The organism is Flagellimonas ochracea (assembly GCF_009903685.1).
GTDB classification, from domain to species: Bacteria; Bacteroidota; Bacteroidia; order Flavobacteriales; family Flavobacteriaceae; genus Flagellimonas; species Flagellimonas ochracea.
The window spans coordinates 201,691-216,976 of the sequence record NZ_JAAABI010000004.1; the positions used below are offsets into that span (position 1 = coordinate 201,691).

At 41.9% G+C, this 15,286-nt stretch carries 15 protein-coding genes; 6 read left to right on the forward strand and 9 right to left on the reverse strand.

What is annotated here, in order from left to right:
* Positions 1-30 precede the first annotated feature (30 nt).
* A complete protein-coding gene (gene pyrH / locus GTQ34_RS12605; RefSeq protein ID WP_166524165.1) occupies positions 31-738 on the reverse strand; it encodes a UMP kinase in 708 nt (235 codons plus the stop codon).
* Positions 739-863: 125 nt separating this feature from the next.
* Between pyrH and GTQ34_RS12610 the strand changes: the two genes are divergently transcribed.
* The 4 genes from GTQ34_RS12610 to GTQ34_RS12625 all read left to right on the forward strand — a co-directional run bounded on the left by GTQ34_RS12610 (position 864) and on the right by GTQ34_RS12625 (position 3,988).
* On the forward strand, positions 864-1,457 hold the full coding sequence (locus GTQ34_RS12610; protein ID WP_208103891.1) for an RNA polymerase sigma factor: 594 nt from the start codon (positions 864-866) through the stop codon (positions 1,455-1,457).
* Entirely contained in the window at positions 1,454-2,254 is an 801-nt protein-coding gene (locus GTQ34_RS12615) for a HEAT repeat domain-containing protein (RefSeq protein ID WP_166524166.1), read from the forward strand. Before GTQ34_RS12610 ends, GTQ34_RS12615 begins: the two co-directional genes overlap by 4 nt.
* A 67-nt stretch (positions 2,255-2,321) precedes the next feature.
* Positions 2,322-3,179: a DUF4097 family beta strand repeat-containing protein gene (locus GTQ34_RS12620; RefSeq protein WP_166524167.1), complete on the forward strand. Its 858-nt coding sequence runs from the start codon at positions 2,322-2,324 to the stop codon at positions 3,177-3,179.
* A 2-nt stretch (positions 3,180-3,181) separates the two neighbouring features.
* A complete protein-coding gene (locus GTQ34_RS12625; RefSeq protein WP_166524168.1) occupies positions 3,182-3,988 on the forward strand; it encodes a DUF4097 family beta strand repeat-containing protein in 807 nt (268 codons plus the stop codon).
* 70 nt (positions 3,989-4,058) lie between these two features.
* On the opposite strand, the gene tsf is transcribed toward GTQ34_RS12625, so the two are convergent.
* The 4 genes from tsf to rplM form a co-directional block, all read right to left on the reverse strand.
* Entirely contained in the window at positions 4,059-4,883 is an 825-nt protein-coding gene (gene tsf, locus GTQ34_RS12630) for a translation elongation factor Ts (protein ID WP_166524169.1), read from the reverse strand.
* 75 nt (positions 4,884-4,958) lie between these two features.
* Positions 4,959-6,101: a 30S ribosomal protein S2 gene (gene rpsB / locus GTQ34_RS12635; protein WP_166524170.1), complete on the reverse strand. Its 1,143-nt coding sequence runs from the start codon at positions 6,099-6,101 to the stop codon at positions 4,959-4,961.
* A 211-nt stretch (positions 6,102-6,312) separates the two neighbouring features.
* Positions 6,313-6,699: a 30S ribosomal protein S9 gene (gene rpsI / locus GTQ34_RS12640; protein ID WP_166524171.1), complete on the reverse strand. Its 387-nt coding sequence runs from the start codon at positions 6,697-6,699 to the stop codon at positions 6,313-6,315.
* A complete protein-coding gene (gene rplM, locus GTQ34_RS12645) occupies positions 6,699-7,154 on the reverse strand; it encodes a 50S ribosomal protein L13 (protein ID WP_166524172.1) in 456 nt (151 codons plus the stop codon). The genes rpsI and rplM overlap by 1 nt, the downstream gene beginning before the upstream one ends.
* Positions 7,155-7,426: 272 nt before the next feature.
* Between rplM and GTQ34_RS12650 the strand changes: the two genes are divergently transcribed.
* Both GTQ34_RS12650 and GTQ34_RS12655 read left to right on the forward strand, forming a co-directional pair.
* Positions 7,427-10,054 (forward strand): DUF5916 domain-containing protein, encoded by a 2,628-nt coding sequence (locus GTQ34_RS12650; protein ID WP_417936283.1) that lies wholly within the window; start codon positions 7,427-7,429, stop codon positions 10,052-10,054.
* Positions 10,055-10,135: 81 nt separating this feature from the next.
* A complete protein-coding gene (locus tag GTQ34_RS12655; RefSeq protein ID WP_166524173.1) occupies positions 10,136-10,633 on the forward strand; it encodes a lipocalin family protein in 498 nt (165 codons plus the stop codon).
* 25 nt (positions 10,634-10,658) lie between these two features.
* Here GTQ34_RS12655 and hisC read toward each other — a convergent pair whose 3' ends face one another.
* The 4 genes from hisC to GTQ34_RS12675 all read right to left on the reverse strand — a co-directional run bounded on the left by hisC (position 10,659) and on the right by GTQ34_RS12675 (position 15,223).
* The gene (hisC, locus tag GTQ34_RS12660; RefSeq protein ID WP_166524174.1) at positions 10,659-11,768 is read right to left on the reverse strand and encodes a histidinol-phosphate transaminase; all 1,110 of its coding nucleotides are present in this window, start codon (positions 11,766-11,768) and stop codon (positions 10,659-10,661) included.
* 2 nt (positions 11,769-11,770) lie between these two features.
* Positions 11,771-12,640 carry a flavin reductase family protein gene (locus tag GTQ34_RS12665; RefSeq protein WP_166524175.1) on the reverse strand — a complete coding sequence of 290 codons (870 nt, stop codon included), beginning with the start codon at positions 12,638-12,640 and terminating at the stop codon, positions 11,771-11,773.
* A gap of 99 nt (positions 12,641-12,739) precedes the next feature.
* Positions 12,740-13,960 carry a fumarylacetoacetase gene (gene fahA, locus GTQ34_RS12670; protein WP_166524176.1) on the reverse strand — a complete coding sequence of 407 codons (1,221 nt, stop codon included), beginning with the start codon at positions 13,958-13,960 and terminating at the stop codon, positions 12,740-12,742.
* Between the two features lie 105 nt (positions 13,961-14,065).
* Positions 14,066-15,223 (reverse strand): homogentisate 1,2-dioxygenase, encoded by a 1,158-nt coding sequence (locus GTQ34_RS12675; RefSeq protein ID WP_166524177.1) that lies wholly within the window; start codon positions 15,221-15,223, stop codon positions 14,066-14,068.
* Between the last annotated feature and the right edge of the window lie 63 nt (positions 15,224-15,286).

The following is a 15,286-nucleotide window of genomic DNA, read 5'->3' on the forward strand; positions in this document are numbered from 1 at the left end:
TTTTAACTAATGAATCAAAGTATATGCCACTTAAATATTGACAACTGTACCGATATTCTCGCCGGATACGATTTTCATCAGGTTTCCTCTTGTGTTCATGTCAAAAACCACAATGGGAAGTTCGTTTTCCTGACTTAGGGTGAAGGCAGTGGTATCCATCACCTTCAAACCCTTGGACAATACATCGCTGAAGGAGAGGGACTCGAATTTAGTGGCGTTTTTGTCCTTTTCTGGGTCGGATGTATAGATGCCATCCACCCGAGTGCCCTTTAAAATAACATCGGCCTTTATTTCTATGGCTCTTAACACAGCAGCAGAATCTGTGGTAAAATAGGGGTTGCCCGTACCGCCACCAAAAATAACTACTCTGCCTTTTTCCAAGTGACGAATCGCTCTTCTTCGGATAAAGGGTTCTGCAACCTCATTTATTTTTATGGCCGATTGCAATCGCGTTTCAACCCCTTGAAGTTCTAAAGCACTCTGCAAGGCCAAACCATTGATTATGGTAGCCAACATGCCCATGTGATCTCCTTGTACGCGATCCATTCCTTGACCTGCACCGGAAAGACCTCTAAAAATATTGCCTCCCCCAATGACAATGGCTACTTCAATCCCTTTTTCGACAACAGCCTTAATGTCTTCGGCATATTCTGCCAACCGATTGGCATCTATACCGTATTGCTGTTCTCCCATTAGGGCTTCACCGCTTAATTTGAGTAAAATTCTTTTGTATTGCATTGAGGAATTGTTGAAGTCCGGACAAAAATAATCAAAATTATTTAGGCTTTGCAGTATCAAAATGAGCGGTTTTGAAAGAAAATCGATTAAAAAAACCATACATTTTGTAACCTTTTGAAAAAGTGATGGTATATCCTGAAAACAAACAAGAAAACACCGACAACTTGGACCACCTATCGGACAATGCTCTTATGTCAGAAGTAAAATCAGGAGACTTGGACAAGTTGGGATTACTTTATGAACGCCATAAAAAAACTTTGTTTGGTTTTTTCTATAATCTGGGAAACAATCCTTCGGTAAGTGAGGATTTGGTGCAGAATGTTTTTATGCGGATGTTGAAATATAGAGGTTCTTATACAGGTAAGGGAATGTTTGGTGCTTGGATGTTTCGCATGGCAAGAAATGTCAACTATGATCATCATAAAAAAACGGCCAAGGAAAAAATTTCCTGGCAGGTATCATCAGAGGAATTGGGAGAAGCTTCAGATGATGGTTTCAATGAGTCAATGGAAAGAGAAGGTAACTCCATATTGTTAAAACGCGCGTTGGCAAAATTGTCCGATGAAAAAAGGGAGCTTTTGATTTTGAGCAAATATAAAGGGTTGAAGTTTGGAGAGTTGGCCGAGATACTCGGTTGTACCGAAGGAGCTGCCAAAGTTAGAGTGCACAGGGCGCTCAAAGAATTAAGAACGATTTTTTTAGAATTGGAAACTTCATGATGAATAAGGAAAACTTTGAAATACAAGTGATGGAATATCTCAGTGGGGATATGCCTGAAAAGAATAGGGCACAATTTGAGAAGTTACTTGCCAAAAATGAGAATTTGAGCAAAGAGTTCGAAGGACTAATGAACATTTGGTCCAAGGTTGAAAACTTGGACGCCCCAAAGCCAACAGCGAAAATGGATGAAAGCTTTTTCGATGCATTAGTGCAAGAGGTGGATAAAAAGACTAAAAAAAGCTTTTGGATTTTACTTCAAGAGATGGTTTTTTCGGCTTTCAAACCACAATTGGCCTATGGATTTTTGTTGGTAGGTGTGGGTTTGGTAATTGGATACTTTTTTAGCCCTGGGGAGATGCCCGATGAAAATCAAAAGATTGTTCAGGTAGATGAGCCCTTGGAAGAAGTCAGGCAGCGGCTCGTATTGACCTTATTGGAACAACCCTCTGCCAATCAGCGATTGCAGGGAGTCGGCGAGGCCAATAAAATTGCCCAAGTTGACAGCATTGTGGTGAAGGCCCTTTTGCAAACGCTCAACAATGATCCAAATGTTAATGTGCGATTGGCGGCCATAGAATCTTTGACCAATTATTTGGACAACCCGACCGTTAGGCAAGGACTGGTCCAGTCCATTGCACACCAAGAATCACCCATTCTTCAAGTTACCTTGGCGAACCTTATGGTGGCCTTGCAAGAGAAAGCATCCATTGCGCCTTTTCGACAGCTATTGCAGGAGAAGACACTGGATACTACGGTGAAGAAGAAAATAGAGAATTCCATAGAATCGATAATCTAGAGTTTATTTATCAATCTGTCTCCATAGAGACAAAAATCAAATCACGAACAGTTTAATAATCAAAATGATGAAACAATTAATCTTGGTGCTCTCACTCACTATTTGGGTAGGTACCGCATGCATGAAAGCCCAGCAGAAAGAGTTTTCGGAAAAAATTTCTAAAGAAGTACCTTTTGGGAACACTTCGGCAAATACTTTGATAATCAAAAATGTTTTTGGCTCCATTGATATTCAAGGCTACAACGGTGATAAGGTCGTAATGGAAGTGATGCGCATCATAACAGCCAAGTCGGTTGAAGATTTAGAGCTTGGCAAGAAAGAGCTTCAGCTAAAGGTGACAACCGACCCGGATAGGCTGATACTTAGGCCTGATGCCCCTTACATTGAATTTGATGATGACAACTTGCGCTATAATTGGTGCAATCAGGAAGAATGGCCCTATGATCATTCCCTCCATTTTGATGTGAAAGTTCCCTGGTCCGTTAAAATCAACATTAGTACCATAAATGACGGAGAAATTTTGGTAAAGAACATGAAAGGGGATTATTTGAAGGTAAATAATATCAATGGGGGTATTACTTTAGAGAATGTATCCGGTCAAACAGATTTGCATTGTATAAATGGGGATGTTTCCATTGCATACGTAAACAACCCAACCGAGGATTCAAAGTATTATTCATTGAATGGGGACATCAACGTTAAATATCAACAGGAACTATCTGCGAATGTGTCGTTTAAAACCATGAACGGAGAACTTTTTACAGACTTTGATATTGCTAAACAGTATATGGATGCCAAGCGATCATTTGAAGGAAAGAAAGCCAAGTACACATATCAAGCAACCCCCAAACTACAAATTGGAAAAGGGGGCATAGCTTTGGATTTTGAAACGTTAAACGGGGATGTATACTTAAAAAAGATATAGCTATGAAAAGGATAAAAGCATGGATTGCGGTTTTGGCCGTATTGTGGATAAGTGTTGCACAGGCCCAAGAAAAGGAAATTGATTTGTTCACAATTCCATTAAGTTCGCCCAGCAAAGAAGGTATGCTCAAGGTAGAGCAGTTGTCTGGATCTATAAATGTGATAGCTTATGAGGGTAAAGAGGTTATTGTAAAGGTAATGGTTGGTGAAGTTGAAAATTCCGGTCAGTCAAAGTATGGTATGAAACGGATAGGAGGTTCTGGACTTAGCATTAGTGCCGAAGAAGAGAATAATGTGGTAAAAATCGATAACGAAGCATGGAATAGGAAAACGGATTTTGAGATTAAGGTGCCCAAGAATTTTTCGTTGAAGTTGAAAACTGTGAATGATGGAGATATTTATGTTGAGGGAGTAAGTGGGGATATGGAAATCAGCAATGTAAACGGGCACATAACACTAAAAAATGTAAGTGGGTCAGCCATCACCGATACCACCAATGGAGAGGTAAAGGTTAATTTCAACTCGGTAAAAGAAGATTCCGACATGGCCTTCAGTAGTTTTAATGGCAATGTTGAAGTGACTTTCCCTAGCATGATAAAAGCCAATGTAAAGGCTAAATCGGATATGGGCGAAATCTATTCGGATTTTAATATGGCCATTTCAGAAAGGGAACCCAAGGTAGAAAAAGGGCAATCTGCGAGAGGTTACAAGGTTAAGATTGAACAATGGCTTCGAGGAACTATAAATGGCGGTGGCCCTGAAATACTTTTTAAAACCTTTAATGGGGATATATTGATTAAGTCCAAGTGATATCAAGAAATCCTAGGAAACAAAAAAACCGCTCGTTTAGAGCGGTTTTTTTATATGTTAAACCAAAAGTTTACCCTAGGGCAACTCTTTGAAATCCGGTCACCTCCAAATCAGGGTTAACGGATTTTACATATTCGGCGACACTTTGCTTGCTGTCTTTTATGAAAGCCTGGTTCACCAAGGTGTTGTCCTTGAAGAAGCGTTTCAGTTTTCCTTTGGCGATGTTATCCAACATGGCTTCTGGTTTTCCTTCTTGACGCAATTGATCTTTGGCAATCTCAATTTCCTTATCAATTATGGACTGGTCAACTCCTGCTTCGTTCAAGGCTACTGGGTTCATGGCAGCAGCTTGCATAGCAACATCCTTAGCGGCTTCTGCGGCACCATCAACTGCGGCTGACAAACCTACCAAAGTGGCAATTTTGTTGCCTGCATGGATATAAGAGCCCACGAATGGGGCACTTAGTTTTTCAAAGCTTCCAATTTCTATTTTTTCACCAATAACACCGGTTTGCTCGGTCAACTTATCAGCTACAGTCATCCCGTTGAAGGATGCAGCTAAAAAATCATCCTTACTGTTGTATCCCAAAGCCAAGTCAGCTAAATCGTTGGCCAACTTAACGAAACTCTCATTCTTGGCTACGAAATCGGTTTCACAGTTCAAGGAAATGATCACTCCATTTGCTTTGTCTACGCTCACTTTGGCGATAGCAGCTCCTTCCGAAGAATCTCGATCCGCTCTTTTGGCGGCCACTTTTTGTCCTTTCTTCCTTAGGATTTCTATTGCTTTGTCAAAATCACCATCGGCTTCAACCAAAGCTTTTTTGCAATCCATCATTCCGGCACCGGTAGCCTTTCTTAATTTATTTACTTCTGCGGCGGTAATCTTTGCCATCTTATAAAATTTTAAATTTTTGTGTATAATAAAACACACTAAGGTGTTTTGTTTTAGAACAATGTTAAACCAGTCTTAGGCTTCAACTCCTCCTTTGGCGTTGTCTTGCCACTCCTGTAATTCGTCCCATTTCCCATCAGCTGCCATTTTAGCCTGCTTTGGCCAAGAGGTTGGGTCCAAATGGGCCATTCTTGAACTTGCCTCGGTCAATATTTCCTTGATTTTTTCGGCATCGGCCTTGGCCAATTCAGCATAGGTTTTAATACCGCTATTGGTAAGGGCCTCTGCAGCTTTTGGTCCAATTCCTTCTATTTTGGTAAGGTCTTCAGCTTTGGACGTTGTCTTCTTGGCTGTTTTTTTCTCTTCCTTGGCTTCGGCGACAGGTTCTTCTTTCTTTACTTCTACCTTTTCTTTGGCTTTTGGCTCCTCTTTTTCTTGTACAGGTTCTGGTTTCACTTCCTTCTCCTTAGCAACTTCCTTCGCAGCTGCCTTTGGAGTCTCGTCTTGTTTTCCTTCCTGCTTTTCACTCTTGCGTTCTGCCAAACCTTCAGCAACGGCATCCGTCACTGAGGTCAAAATAACCTCAATGGATTTTCCTGCATCATCGTTGGCAGGAATTGCGAAGTCGATAGGCCTTGGGTCTGAATTGGTATCCACCATTGCAAAAATGGGAATATTCAGTTTTTGTGCCTCTTTAACGGCGATGTGCTCGCGCATGGTGTCCACAATAAATATTGCGCCTGGCAAACGGGTCATGTCCGCTATCGAACCTAGGTTTTTCTCCAACTTGGCACGTAAACGATCAACCTGCAATCTTTCTTTTTTAGAAAGTGTATTGAAGGTGCCATCTTTCTTCATGCGGTCGATGGACGCCATTTTCTTCACAGCTTTACGGATGGTGACGAAGTTTGTCAACATTCCCCCTGGCCATCTTTCGGTGATGTACGGCATATTTACCTTGGACACTTTGTCGGCGACAATGTCCTTAGCTTGTTTTTTTGTGGCTACAAAAAGGATTTTTCTTCCAGATGAAGCTATTTTCTTGAGTGCCTCATTGGCCTCCTCGAGTTTAGCTACTGTCTTGTAGAGATTGATAACGTGGATACCGTTTCGCTCCATATAGATATATGGGGCCATGTTTGGGTTCCACTTTCGTGTTAGGTGTCCGAAATGCACACATGCTTCCAATAAGTCTTTGACTTCAGTTTTACTTGCCATTTTTTTGTAATTAGTTTACGTTCCGTTGTAGTAGCAATGGATTGGTGGTCGCAATAAGCTCGCCCTACCCATTTAGATGCTAAACTAAATTCCAAAAAGTCGGTTTTATCCCTTTTTGGAACAACGACAACTCGGTTAAAATTTAACCCTGAAAAACTTCAGGGCTTTCAATGAACTTCTAGTATATAATTTGGTGCAAAGCACCGGGGTATTAACGTTTGGAGAACTGGAATTTTTTACGGGCTTTCTTCTGTCCGAATTTCTTCCTTTCCACCATTCTCGGATCTCTTGTCAACAAACCTTCAGGTTTAAGAACGCCCCTGTTCTCTTCATCAATTTCGCACATGGCACGGGAAAGTGCTAAACGCACAGCTTCTGCCTGCCCTGTTATTCCTCCTCCATAAACATTTACCTTAACATCGTAAGCGCCTTCTGTGTCTGTAAGGGAAAAAGGTTGCATTACTTTGTATTGCAAGGTTGCAGTGGTAAAGTAATCTTTCAAATCTTTTTTGTTGACGATGATATTTCCTTTTCCTTCGGAAACATAAACTCTCGCCACAGCGGTTTTTCTTCTACCAATTTTATGAACCACTTCCATTATTTGTAGTCGTTTAGGTTTATAGCTTTTGGTTTTTGAGCTTCATGACCATGTTCGGGCCCTGCGTATACTTTTAGGTTTCTGAACAGCTCAGCACCCAATTTATTTTTAGGGAGCATTCCCTTGATGGATTTCTCAACAACTCGCTCTGGATGCTTGCTCAACAAATCCTTTACAGAGGTAGATCGTTGACCTCCTGGATATCCAGTATATCTTAAATATTCCTTGTCATCCATCTTATTGCCGGACAAAGTGATTTTTTCGGCATTGATCACAATTACATTATCTCCACAATCTACATGAGGGGTAAAATTGGTCTTGTGTTTACCTCTGAGCAATTTGGCCACTTTCGATGCCAATCTTCCCAATGTCTGTCCGTCAGCATCAACAACCAACCATTGCTTATCAACGGTGGATTTATTGGCAGAAACAGTTTTATAACTTAATGTATCCACTTCTTGAATATTATTGAATTTGAATCCTTTTCCGATAAACGGGCTGCAAATGTACAATTATTAGATTGAAATACAAACCGTTGATTGGGAATATTTTTTCATTTTCCTATCCATTATGTTTTGTTTGGAACATGGGTTGATGGCAAATACTTTTCGTTGCTGAAAAATAAATACAAGCCATACTGTAACTATCTAAATTTTTGTATGTCTTTAATGTAACTCATCAATCAAAAAGCGAACACTTGAAACGAATTGGTTTTCATCTCATGGTGATGTTGTTGTATTTTGGGGCACTTGCCCAAGAGAAGGCAGAGGCAACTAAAGTCCCCAAAAAAATTTATGTCACAAAGGCTCTTGAACCAGAAAATCCTCCAATAATTGATGGCCTTCTGGACGATTCCGTTTGGAAGCTTGTGGAATGGGGAGGAGACTATGTGGAATTTCAACCAGATGAAAATACAGATCCTTCCAATCAAACTAAGTTCAAGATTGTTTATGATGACAAGAACCTATACATAGGTGTACGATGCTATGATTCCGAACCGGATAAAATTGTAAAGCGACTATCCCGAAGGGATGGTTTTGATGGGGACTGGGTAGAGTTCAACATTGACAGTTACCATGATAAACGGACGGCATTTTCATTTACCATTACAGCAGCAGGAGTAAAGGGAGACGAGTTTGTTTCCAATAATGGGAACAATTGGGATTCGAGTTGGAATCCCATTTGGTATGCCAAGACCAATATTGATGATGAAGGATGGACGGCAGAGATAAGAATTCCATTAAGTCAATTAAAATTTGGTTCAGCCGACAACCAAGTATGGGGATTACAGTCCACTAGACGCTTTTTTAGGGCGGAAGAACGCTCTTTGTGGCAACGAAAGCCCATTGATCAACCCGGTTGGGTAAGTGAGTTTGGTGAGCTGCACGGCCTAAAGAACATACAGCCCCAAAAGCAGTTGGAGATTCAGCCCTATACAGTTACCAGTGGGGAAACCTATGAGGAAGAGGAAGGCAATCCCTTTAGGGACGGTAACGAAAGTGATATTACAGTAGGATTGGATGCCAAAATTGGCGTGACCAATGATTTAACTCTTGATTTAACGGTTAACCCCGACTTTGGACAGGTAGAGGCAGACCCCTCGGCAATTGCTTTGGATGGTTTTCAAATCTTTTTTAGGGAGCAAAGGCCATTTTTTGTGGAGAACAAGAACATTTTCGATTTCAACCTTTCCCAATCTGAAGCGGGAAACACCTTCGGTTTTGACAATGTTTTCTATTCTCGACGTATAGGAAGAAATCCTCAAGGTTCACCAGATACGGAGGATAATGAGTTTATGGATCTCCCGGCGAACACTCCAATTATAGGTGCGGCCAAATTTAGCGGCAAAACAAAGAATGGTTGGGCCATAGGGGTCTTGGAAAGTGTCACGGCCAAGCGATACGCCTCCATCATAGACGAAGAAGGTAACAAGCGTCGAGAGATGGTGGAGCCACTTACCAACTATTTTGTGGGAAGGCTGCAAAAAGATTTCAATGAACGCAACTCCTATATTGGAGGAATTTTTACGGCCACCAACAGGGACAATTTAACGGAACAGCTCGACTTCCTGCATAAGTCAGCTTTTACTGGAGCAATTGATTTTAAACACCAGTGGAACAATCGGGATTGGTATGTAGAAGGCAATGTAACCTTTAGCCACGTGAAAGGAAGCGAGGAAGCCATCAAAAATACACAAGAGTCCATTACGCATTTATTTCAGCGGGTGGATGCCAACTATGTTTCTGTCGATAGTACCAGAACGGAACTTTCCGGCACGGGAGGTAACCTCCAAATTGGAAAAGTGGGCAATGGCCATTGGCGGTTCGAAACGGGGGGCACGTGGCGTTCTCCAGAGTTGGAACTGAATGATGTTGGCTTTCAGCGACAGGCCGATGATCTCCGGCACTACACTTGGATAGGATATCAGACCCTGAAACCCGATAGTACCTTCCGACGCGTAGGCATCAACTATAACCATTGGAGCGCTTGGGATTTTGGTGGGAACCATAATTATTTGCAATTCAACACCAACAGCTGGCAAAACTGGCAAAACAACTGGTTTTCTAATTTTGGATTTAACTATGCACCTATACAATATGATAATTTTGCTTTGCGAGGTGGGCCAAGATTGCGACAATCTCCTTGGATAAGTTTCTGGAACAGCATTAGGACAGATAGCCGTAAAAAGCTCCGCTTTAATGTATTTCATAATGGGCGAAAGGCCGTTGACAATTCCAGAAAGTCTTATTTTATAGAGGCGGGGTTTGTATACCAGCCCGTGAATGCCATTCGGGTTTCAGCATTTCCTTCCTTGCGTATCAATCGGGATAAGTTACAGTATATTGATAATCTCGAAAATAGCGATGGTGCTGCTCGTTACTTAAATGGCGAGATAGACCAACGTACCCTTAGCATGTCATTTCGACTGAACTACACCATCAATCCAAACCTGACCATACAATATTGGGGCCAGCCCTTTATCTCCAGAGGGAGATATTCCAACTTCAAGCATGTCACCGATGCCACGGCAAATCGATTTGAAAATAGGTTTGTGCAGTATCAAGGAAGCCAAATCACTTTTTCGGAAGGAACATATGGTGTGGACGAGGATATGGACGGTGTTCAGGATTTCAGTTTCGATGATTCTGATTTTTCCTTTGTTCAGTTCCGTTCCAACTTGGTGATTCGTTGGGAGTACATTCCAGGTTCAGAAATCTTTTTGGTGTGGTCCCAAGATGTTTCCCGCGATGGAGACCCTACCCGAGGACTTCTAACTAGTCTGGGAGATAATGTTTTCGGACAGACCCCTCAGAACATTTTTCTTTTAAAAGCAACGTATCGCTTCGTCTTTTAGACTCCCCTTTGGTTTCGGAAGGGCAAGATTTGGCATATTTTTTCGTTTTTAAGGTTGAAAAAACCTCACAAACAAAAAATAATGAAAAAGACATCTCTTCTAATAGGTATGATTACGCTTCTTTTCTCATGTTCCAATGATGATAATTCTGGAGAAAATTCTACAGATGACAATGATTTGGTAGGGACATGGGCGTTAACCGATGCAAGGTTTGTTGAAGACCCGAGTGACCCTACATTAAATTTGGCAGATGAAATTCTGGATGCTTTGGTAGATGAAGATTGCTTTTTGGCAAGCTTTACCTTTAATGCTGATGGAACGGTAATGTCATCAAACAGCGTAAACTATATTGTCCCAAATGCCACCCCGACAGGTTTGTCTGTGGATTGTCCAACGCAAAGTGATACTGAGTCGGGCACATGGATCTTGGAAGGCAATGAACTGACACTTACCGACGAAAACCAAATGTCTGAAACCATTACTATTCAATTTGAAGGGAATAACACGTTGATTATTTCAGGCGAAGATATTGATGAAAACAACTATGCCGGGGCCGACGCTGTTTTTACCAGGCAATAGACCTTCCCACGAATAGTACAAGGGCCTATCTTTTCGGATGGGGATTTATTTTTTGAAGTGCGTTGACCAAAGCTCCATTGGCTTCTCGGTCACCAATGGTAATCCGTACTTTACCAGGTGCCCCAAATTGGGAAACGGGTCGGACCATAATACCCTCGTCCAACATTTTGTCCGTGAATTCCATTTCGGGCAGTGGCGGGTCAATAATGAAAAAGTTGGCTTGGCTTGGCCAATATTTTATTTGTAGCTTTTCAAATTCCCGGGCAAGATAAGCTCGCCCAATGCGTACCGTTCTAATCGTTTCCTCAATAAATTCATGGTCGTTCAGTGCACCTATGGCTGCCTCAATGGAAGTTAATGGCAAGAGGAATGGCTTATGAATGAGTCGGATGTAGTTCGCAATAGTGGCCGTAGTATAGCAATAGCCAATTCGCTGTCCTGCCAATCCGTATGTTTTGGAAAAACTGTTCAGGCCTATAATGTTGTGTCCCTTTAGAACATAGGGAAGTGCCATAACATAGTCTTGAGCGTCTACAAAGTGCCTGTAGACCTCATCCAAAACAATCACAATATTTTTTGGGATCCTTTCCAAGAAATCCTCCAAAACTGATTTTGGAATATAAGTGCCCGTGGGATTGTTGGGGCTGGTCAAAAAAATAATTTTGGTCCTATGGGTAATGGCATTCAAAATACCATCAACATCCAATTCATAATCGGGTTCACGCAGGGGGACATCAATCTGTTTTGCGCCATACCATCTCGAAAAAACAGAATAGGGCAAAAAGCAAGGATTGGAATAGATTACTTCGTCTCCTTCATTAATGAAGGCCCGCAAAATCATATCTATTACTTCCGAACCACTATTTCCGGTTATAAACTGATCAGCAGCTAATTTTCCTCCAAAGTCTTTAACCAAAGCTTCCCGAAGGCGAATATCCGTTTGGTCGGGATACAGGTCAATTTGGTCCAATACTGATTTTATGGCTTGTATTGCTTTTGGTGATGGGCCCAAGGGGTTTTCGTTGGAAGAGAGTTTGTAAATCTTTTTCAGCGATGGTGGAATGTTCTTCCCACCTTTATAGACTTCTTTGGGTTCCAGATGGGGTTTAAAGATGGATTCGATTCCTTTTTCCATGGTTAAAGCATTTCGGCGTGCATCAATAAGGCCATCGCCTTCTCAGTTTTTCCTTCTTCCAAAATTTGTTGTGCCATCTTATGGATTTCATTTTTGGATGCATCTTCCAACTCCAAATCTTGAAGACTTTCCATTATCTCTTCCTTTGATGGCAATCGTTCTAAATTGCCCAGTCGACCTAAATTGTTGCCCGTCAACACTTCACTTTGACGAATCCCCTGCGGCAGAGCATCCACACCTATTCCTTTGGTTCGTATGGGCTTGGGAATTTCAAAGAGAGCACTTCCATTGGCATGAACGTACCAGCTGCCCCCCATACGTCCCACCAAATCCAGTTTTTGGGTATCCAATAAACCGTCGGTCAGATACTCTTCATTAATATGGATAAGTTTCACTTTGGCCAAAATAAGGTTACCGGCACCGGGTGTTTGCGCCAACTCAATGACATCTTCCACCGAGCATTCAAAAGAAACCGGTGCTTCTCCAACTCTTGGAGGACTCACTGTTTTGCTGGGCACTTGGGTAAATCCGGCCTTTACAAATTCGTTTACTCCTTTATCATAAGCCGTGCTGGAAAGTGACATTTGCTCCACTATACCCTGATTGACGATGTTGATCACCACCTCTGGAACCTCTTTCACATTTTGATGGGTATGCTTGGTGGAATTGTCTCGTCCGCTGCGGGCAGGAGAAAAAATCATTATAGGTGGATTGGAACTGAACACATTAAAAAAACTGAATGGGCTCAGGTTCACATTGCCATGCTTATCCACTGTGCTGGCGAAACAAATGGGTCTTGGTGCCACAGCCGTCAACAAAATGTTGTGAAGATCAGGCTGGGAAATTTGATTTGGGTCTATGGTCTGTATCATTTTGAAACCTTTTTTATCATATCGAGCGTAGTCGAGATATGAAAAGTAGTTCTGGATGACATTTCGACTGTGCTCAATGTGACGTCCAGAACCAATATACTATTTTGCAGGCATCACTTTTGTGGAAACCTCTCCGAATCCAACACGAATGCCATCTTTTTGAGCGTAACCCCTCATGCTTACCGTATCTCCATCATTGATAAACTTGCGTTCGGTTCCATCTTTCATTTGAAGTGGTTTGGTCCCCATCCAGGCCAATTCCAACATGGAACCATAGGAATCTTCGTCTTTTCCAGAAATGGTTCCCGATGCCATCATATCCCCGATATGCACATTACAACCATTTACTGTATGATGTGCTAATTGTTGTGCCATGTTCCAATACATGTGCTTGAAGTTGCTTTGACAAACGTTGGTTTCTTCACTACCTTCTGGTATAATACCTACTTCAAGATGGATGTCATAATTTTTCTGTCCGTCATATTCCAAATAAGGCAATACTTTGGGCTCTTGTTTGGGGCCCGCCACGCGAAACGGCTCCAAGGCTTCCAAGGTTACTATCCATGGAGAAATTGAGGAAGCAAAGTTCTTCGCTAAAAAAGGGCCCAATGGTACATATTCCCATTTTTGGATGTCACGGGCAGACCAATCATTAAAGAGGACCAAGCCAAAAATGTGGTCTTCGGCTTCACCTGTGGATACTGTATCGCCCATTTGAGTATTTTTTCCAACCACAAATCCCATTTCCAACTCAAAATCCAACCGTTGTGAAGGACCGAAAACGGGAGTGTTACTATCCTTGGGAAGTGTTTGTCCTTTTGGTCGATGAATGGGTTGGCCACTCACAATAATAGAGCTGGCCCTACCATGATAACCCACAGGAATATGCTTCCAGTTGGGAAGCAATGCATTTTCAGGGTCGCGGAACATCTTTCCCACGTTGGTGGCGTGTTCTATACTGGAATAAAAGTCAGTATAATCACCTACGTGTACAGGCATATGCATTTGTGCCTCGGATTGCTTTACGAACAATTCGGGCTTTCCTGTCAAAACTGAATTATCGTCTTGCAACCACGATTGAATGTCGGTACGTACCTTGGAGGTGACCGATTTGCCCAATGCAATAAAATCATTGAGATTATTTCGATTTAAAACAGCAATATCAAAATCGAAAACACCTAAGCTGTGCACGGCTGCCAAATCAAGGATATGCTCCCCGATGGCCACTCCCGCACGCGGGTTTCTATCCTTGGTAGAAAATATTCCAAAAGGAATGTTATGAATTGAAAAATCTGAGTTTTCAGGTATGTTTACTATCATTTATTATGTTTTGCTAGGTCATTTCGAAATGAGCGTGGCGATTGGGAAATCTAAAAGTGAGATTTCTCACATTCGTTCGAAATGACATTCAATATGGTTTAACTATTACTCCAACCAAGATTTATAGTACTTGCCATCGTCAATTTTGAGGGCATTTTCGGTCACCTGTAAAGGTTTGAACGTATCTATCATGACGGCCAATTCTTCAGTGCCTTTTTTGCCAATACTTCCCTCATACGTTCCAGGATGTGGTCCATGTGGAATTCCTGCAGGGTGCAGGGAAATATAGCCAGGTCCAATGCCTGTGCGACTCATAAAATCGCCATCCACATAATACAACACCTCGTCAGAATCGATATTGGAGTGGTTATAGGGAGCCGGAATAGCCTTCGGATGGTAATCGTAAAGCCTTGGACAAAATGAGCAAATCACAAATGCACTGGTCTCGAAGGTTTGGTGCACGGGTGGCGGTTGGTGCACACGACCTGTAATGGGTTCAAAATTGTGGATTGAAAATCCGTAGGGATAATTGTAGCCGTCCCATCCAACCACATCAAACGGATGTGTGGCATAGACCAAGCTGTGCAATATGCCCTGCTTTTTTATTTTCATCACAAACTCCCCGGTTTTATCATGCGCTTTCAAGTCTTGTGGCAATTTGTAATCCCGTTCACAAAATGGGGAGTGTTCCAAAAGCTGTCCAAACCAATTTCGATAACGTTTGGGGGTATATATGGGATGGAACGATTCTGAATATAGGATACGGTTGTCCTCGGTGTCAAATTCGATTTGGTATATCATCCCTCTAGGAATGATAAGGTAATCGCCATATTCAAAAGGGATGTCCCCCAAAAAGGTTTTTAATGTTCCGGAGCCTTTATGGATAAAGAGCATCTCATCGGCATCGGCATTTTTGTAAAAATAGTCCGTAAGCGATTTTTTTGGTGCTGCCAACCCGATGTGTACATCGCTGTTCACCAAAAGAGGTTCTCTTGCTTCGAGAAAATCATCTTTGGGCAGCACATCAAATCCAATTAGTTTACGGGATGTGATGTTCTTTTGCACAGCAATTTTCGGATTCATATCCACGGGTTCGCCAATTTCCTTTACCTGTGTTGGACGATGAATGTGATAGAGTAGGGATGACATGCCATCGAAACCAATGGTGCCGAACAGCTGCTCATAATAGAGCCCTCCTTCGGGCTTTTCAAATTGGGTATGCCGCTTTTGTGGAATTTTACCGAGTTTATGATAGATGGGCATAGTTTAGTATTTTAAATTGAAGTTTACAAGGAAATACAAGTTTACGAATAAGGCGTATTTGTT

Bases quoted from the DNA above. Each gene is read 5' to 3' on its own strand.
- pyrH (WP_166524165.1), bottom strand. From the start codon at position 738: ATGCAATACAAAAGAATTTTACTCAAATTAAGCGGTGAAGCCCTAATG.
- GTQ34_RS12610 (WP_208103891.1), top strand. From the start codon at position 864: ATGGTATATCCTGAAAACAAACAAGAAAACACCGACAACTTGGACCAC.
- GTQ34_RS12615 (WP_166524166.1), top strand. From the start codon at position 1,454: ATGATGAATAAGGAAAACTTTGAAATACAAGTGATGGAATATCTCAGT.
- GTQ34_RS12620 (WP_166524167.1), top strand. From the start codon at position 2,322: ATGAAACAATTAATCTTGGTGCTCTCACTCACTATTTGGGTAGGTACC.
- GTQ34_RS12625 (WP_166524168.1), top strand. From the start codon at position 3,182: ATGAAAAGGATAAAAGCATGGATTGCGGTTTTGGCCGTATTGTGGATA.
- tsf (WP_166524169.1), bottom strand. From the start codon at position 4,883: ATGGCAAAGATTACCGCCGCAGAAGTAAATAAATTAAGAAAGGCTACC.
- rpsB (WP_166524170.1), bottom strand. From the start codon at position 6,101: ATGGCAAGTAAAACTGAAGTCAAAGACTTATTGGAAGCATGTGTGCAT.
- rpsI (WP_166524171.1), bottom strand. From the start codon at position 6,699: ATGGAAGTGGTTCATAAAATTGGTAGAAGAAAAACCGCTGTGGCGAGA.
- GTQ34_RS12650 (WP_417936283.1), top strand. From the start codon at position 7,427: ATGTTGTTGTATTTTGGGGCACTTGCCCAAGAGAAGGCAGAGGCAACT.
- GTQ34_RS12655 (WP_166524173.1), top strand. From the start codon at position 10,136: ATGAAAAAGACATCTCTTCTAATAGGTATGATTACGCTTCTTTTCTCA.
- hisC (WP_166524174.1), bottom strand. From the start codon at position 11,768: ATGGAAAAAGGAATCGAATCCATCTTTAAACCCCATCTGGAACCCAAA.
- GTQ34_RS12665 (WP_166524175.1), bottom strand. From the start codon at position 12,640: ATGATACAGACCATAGACCCAAATCAAATTTCCCAGCCTGATCTTCAC.
- fahA (WP_166524176.1), bottom strand. From the start codon at position 13,960: ATGATAGTAAACATACCTGAAAACTCAGATTTTTCAATTCATAACATT.
- GTQ34_RS12675 (WP_166524177.1), bottom strand. From the start codon at position 15,223: ATGCCCATCTATCATAAACTCGGTAAAATTCCACAAAAGCGGCATACC.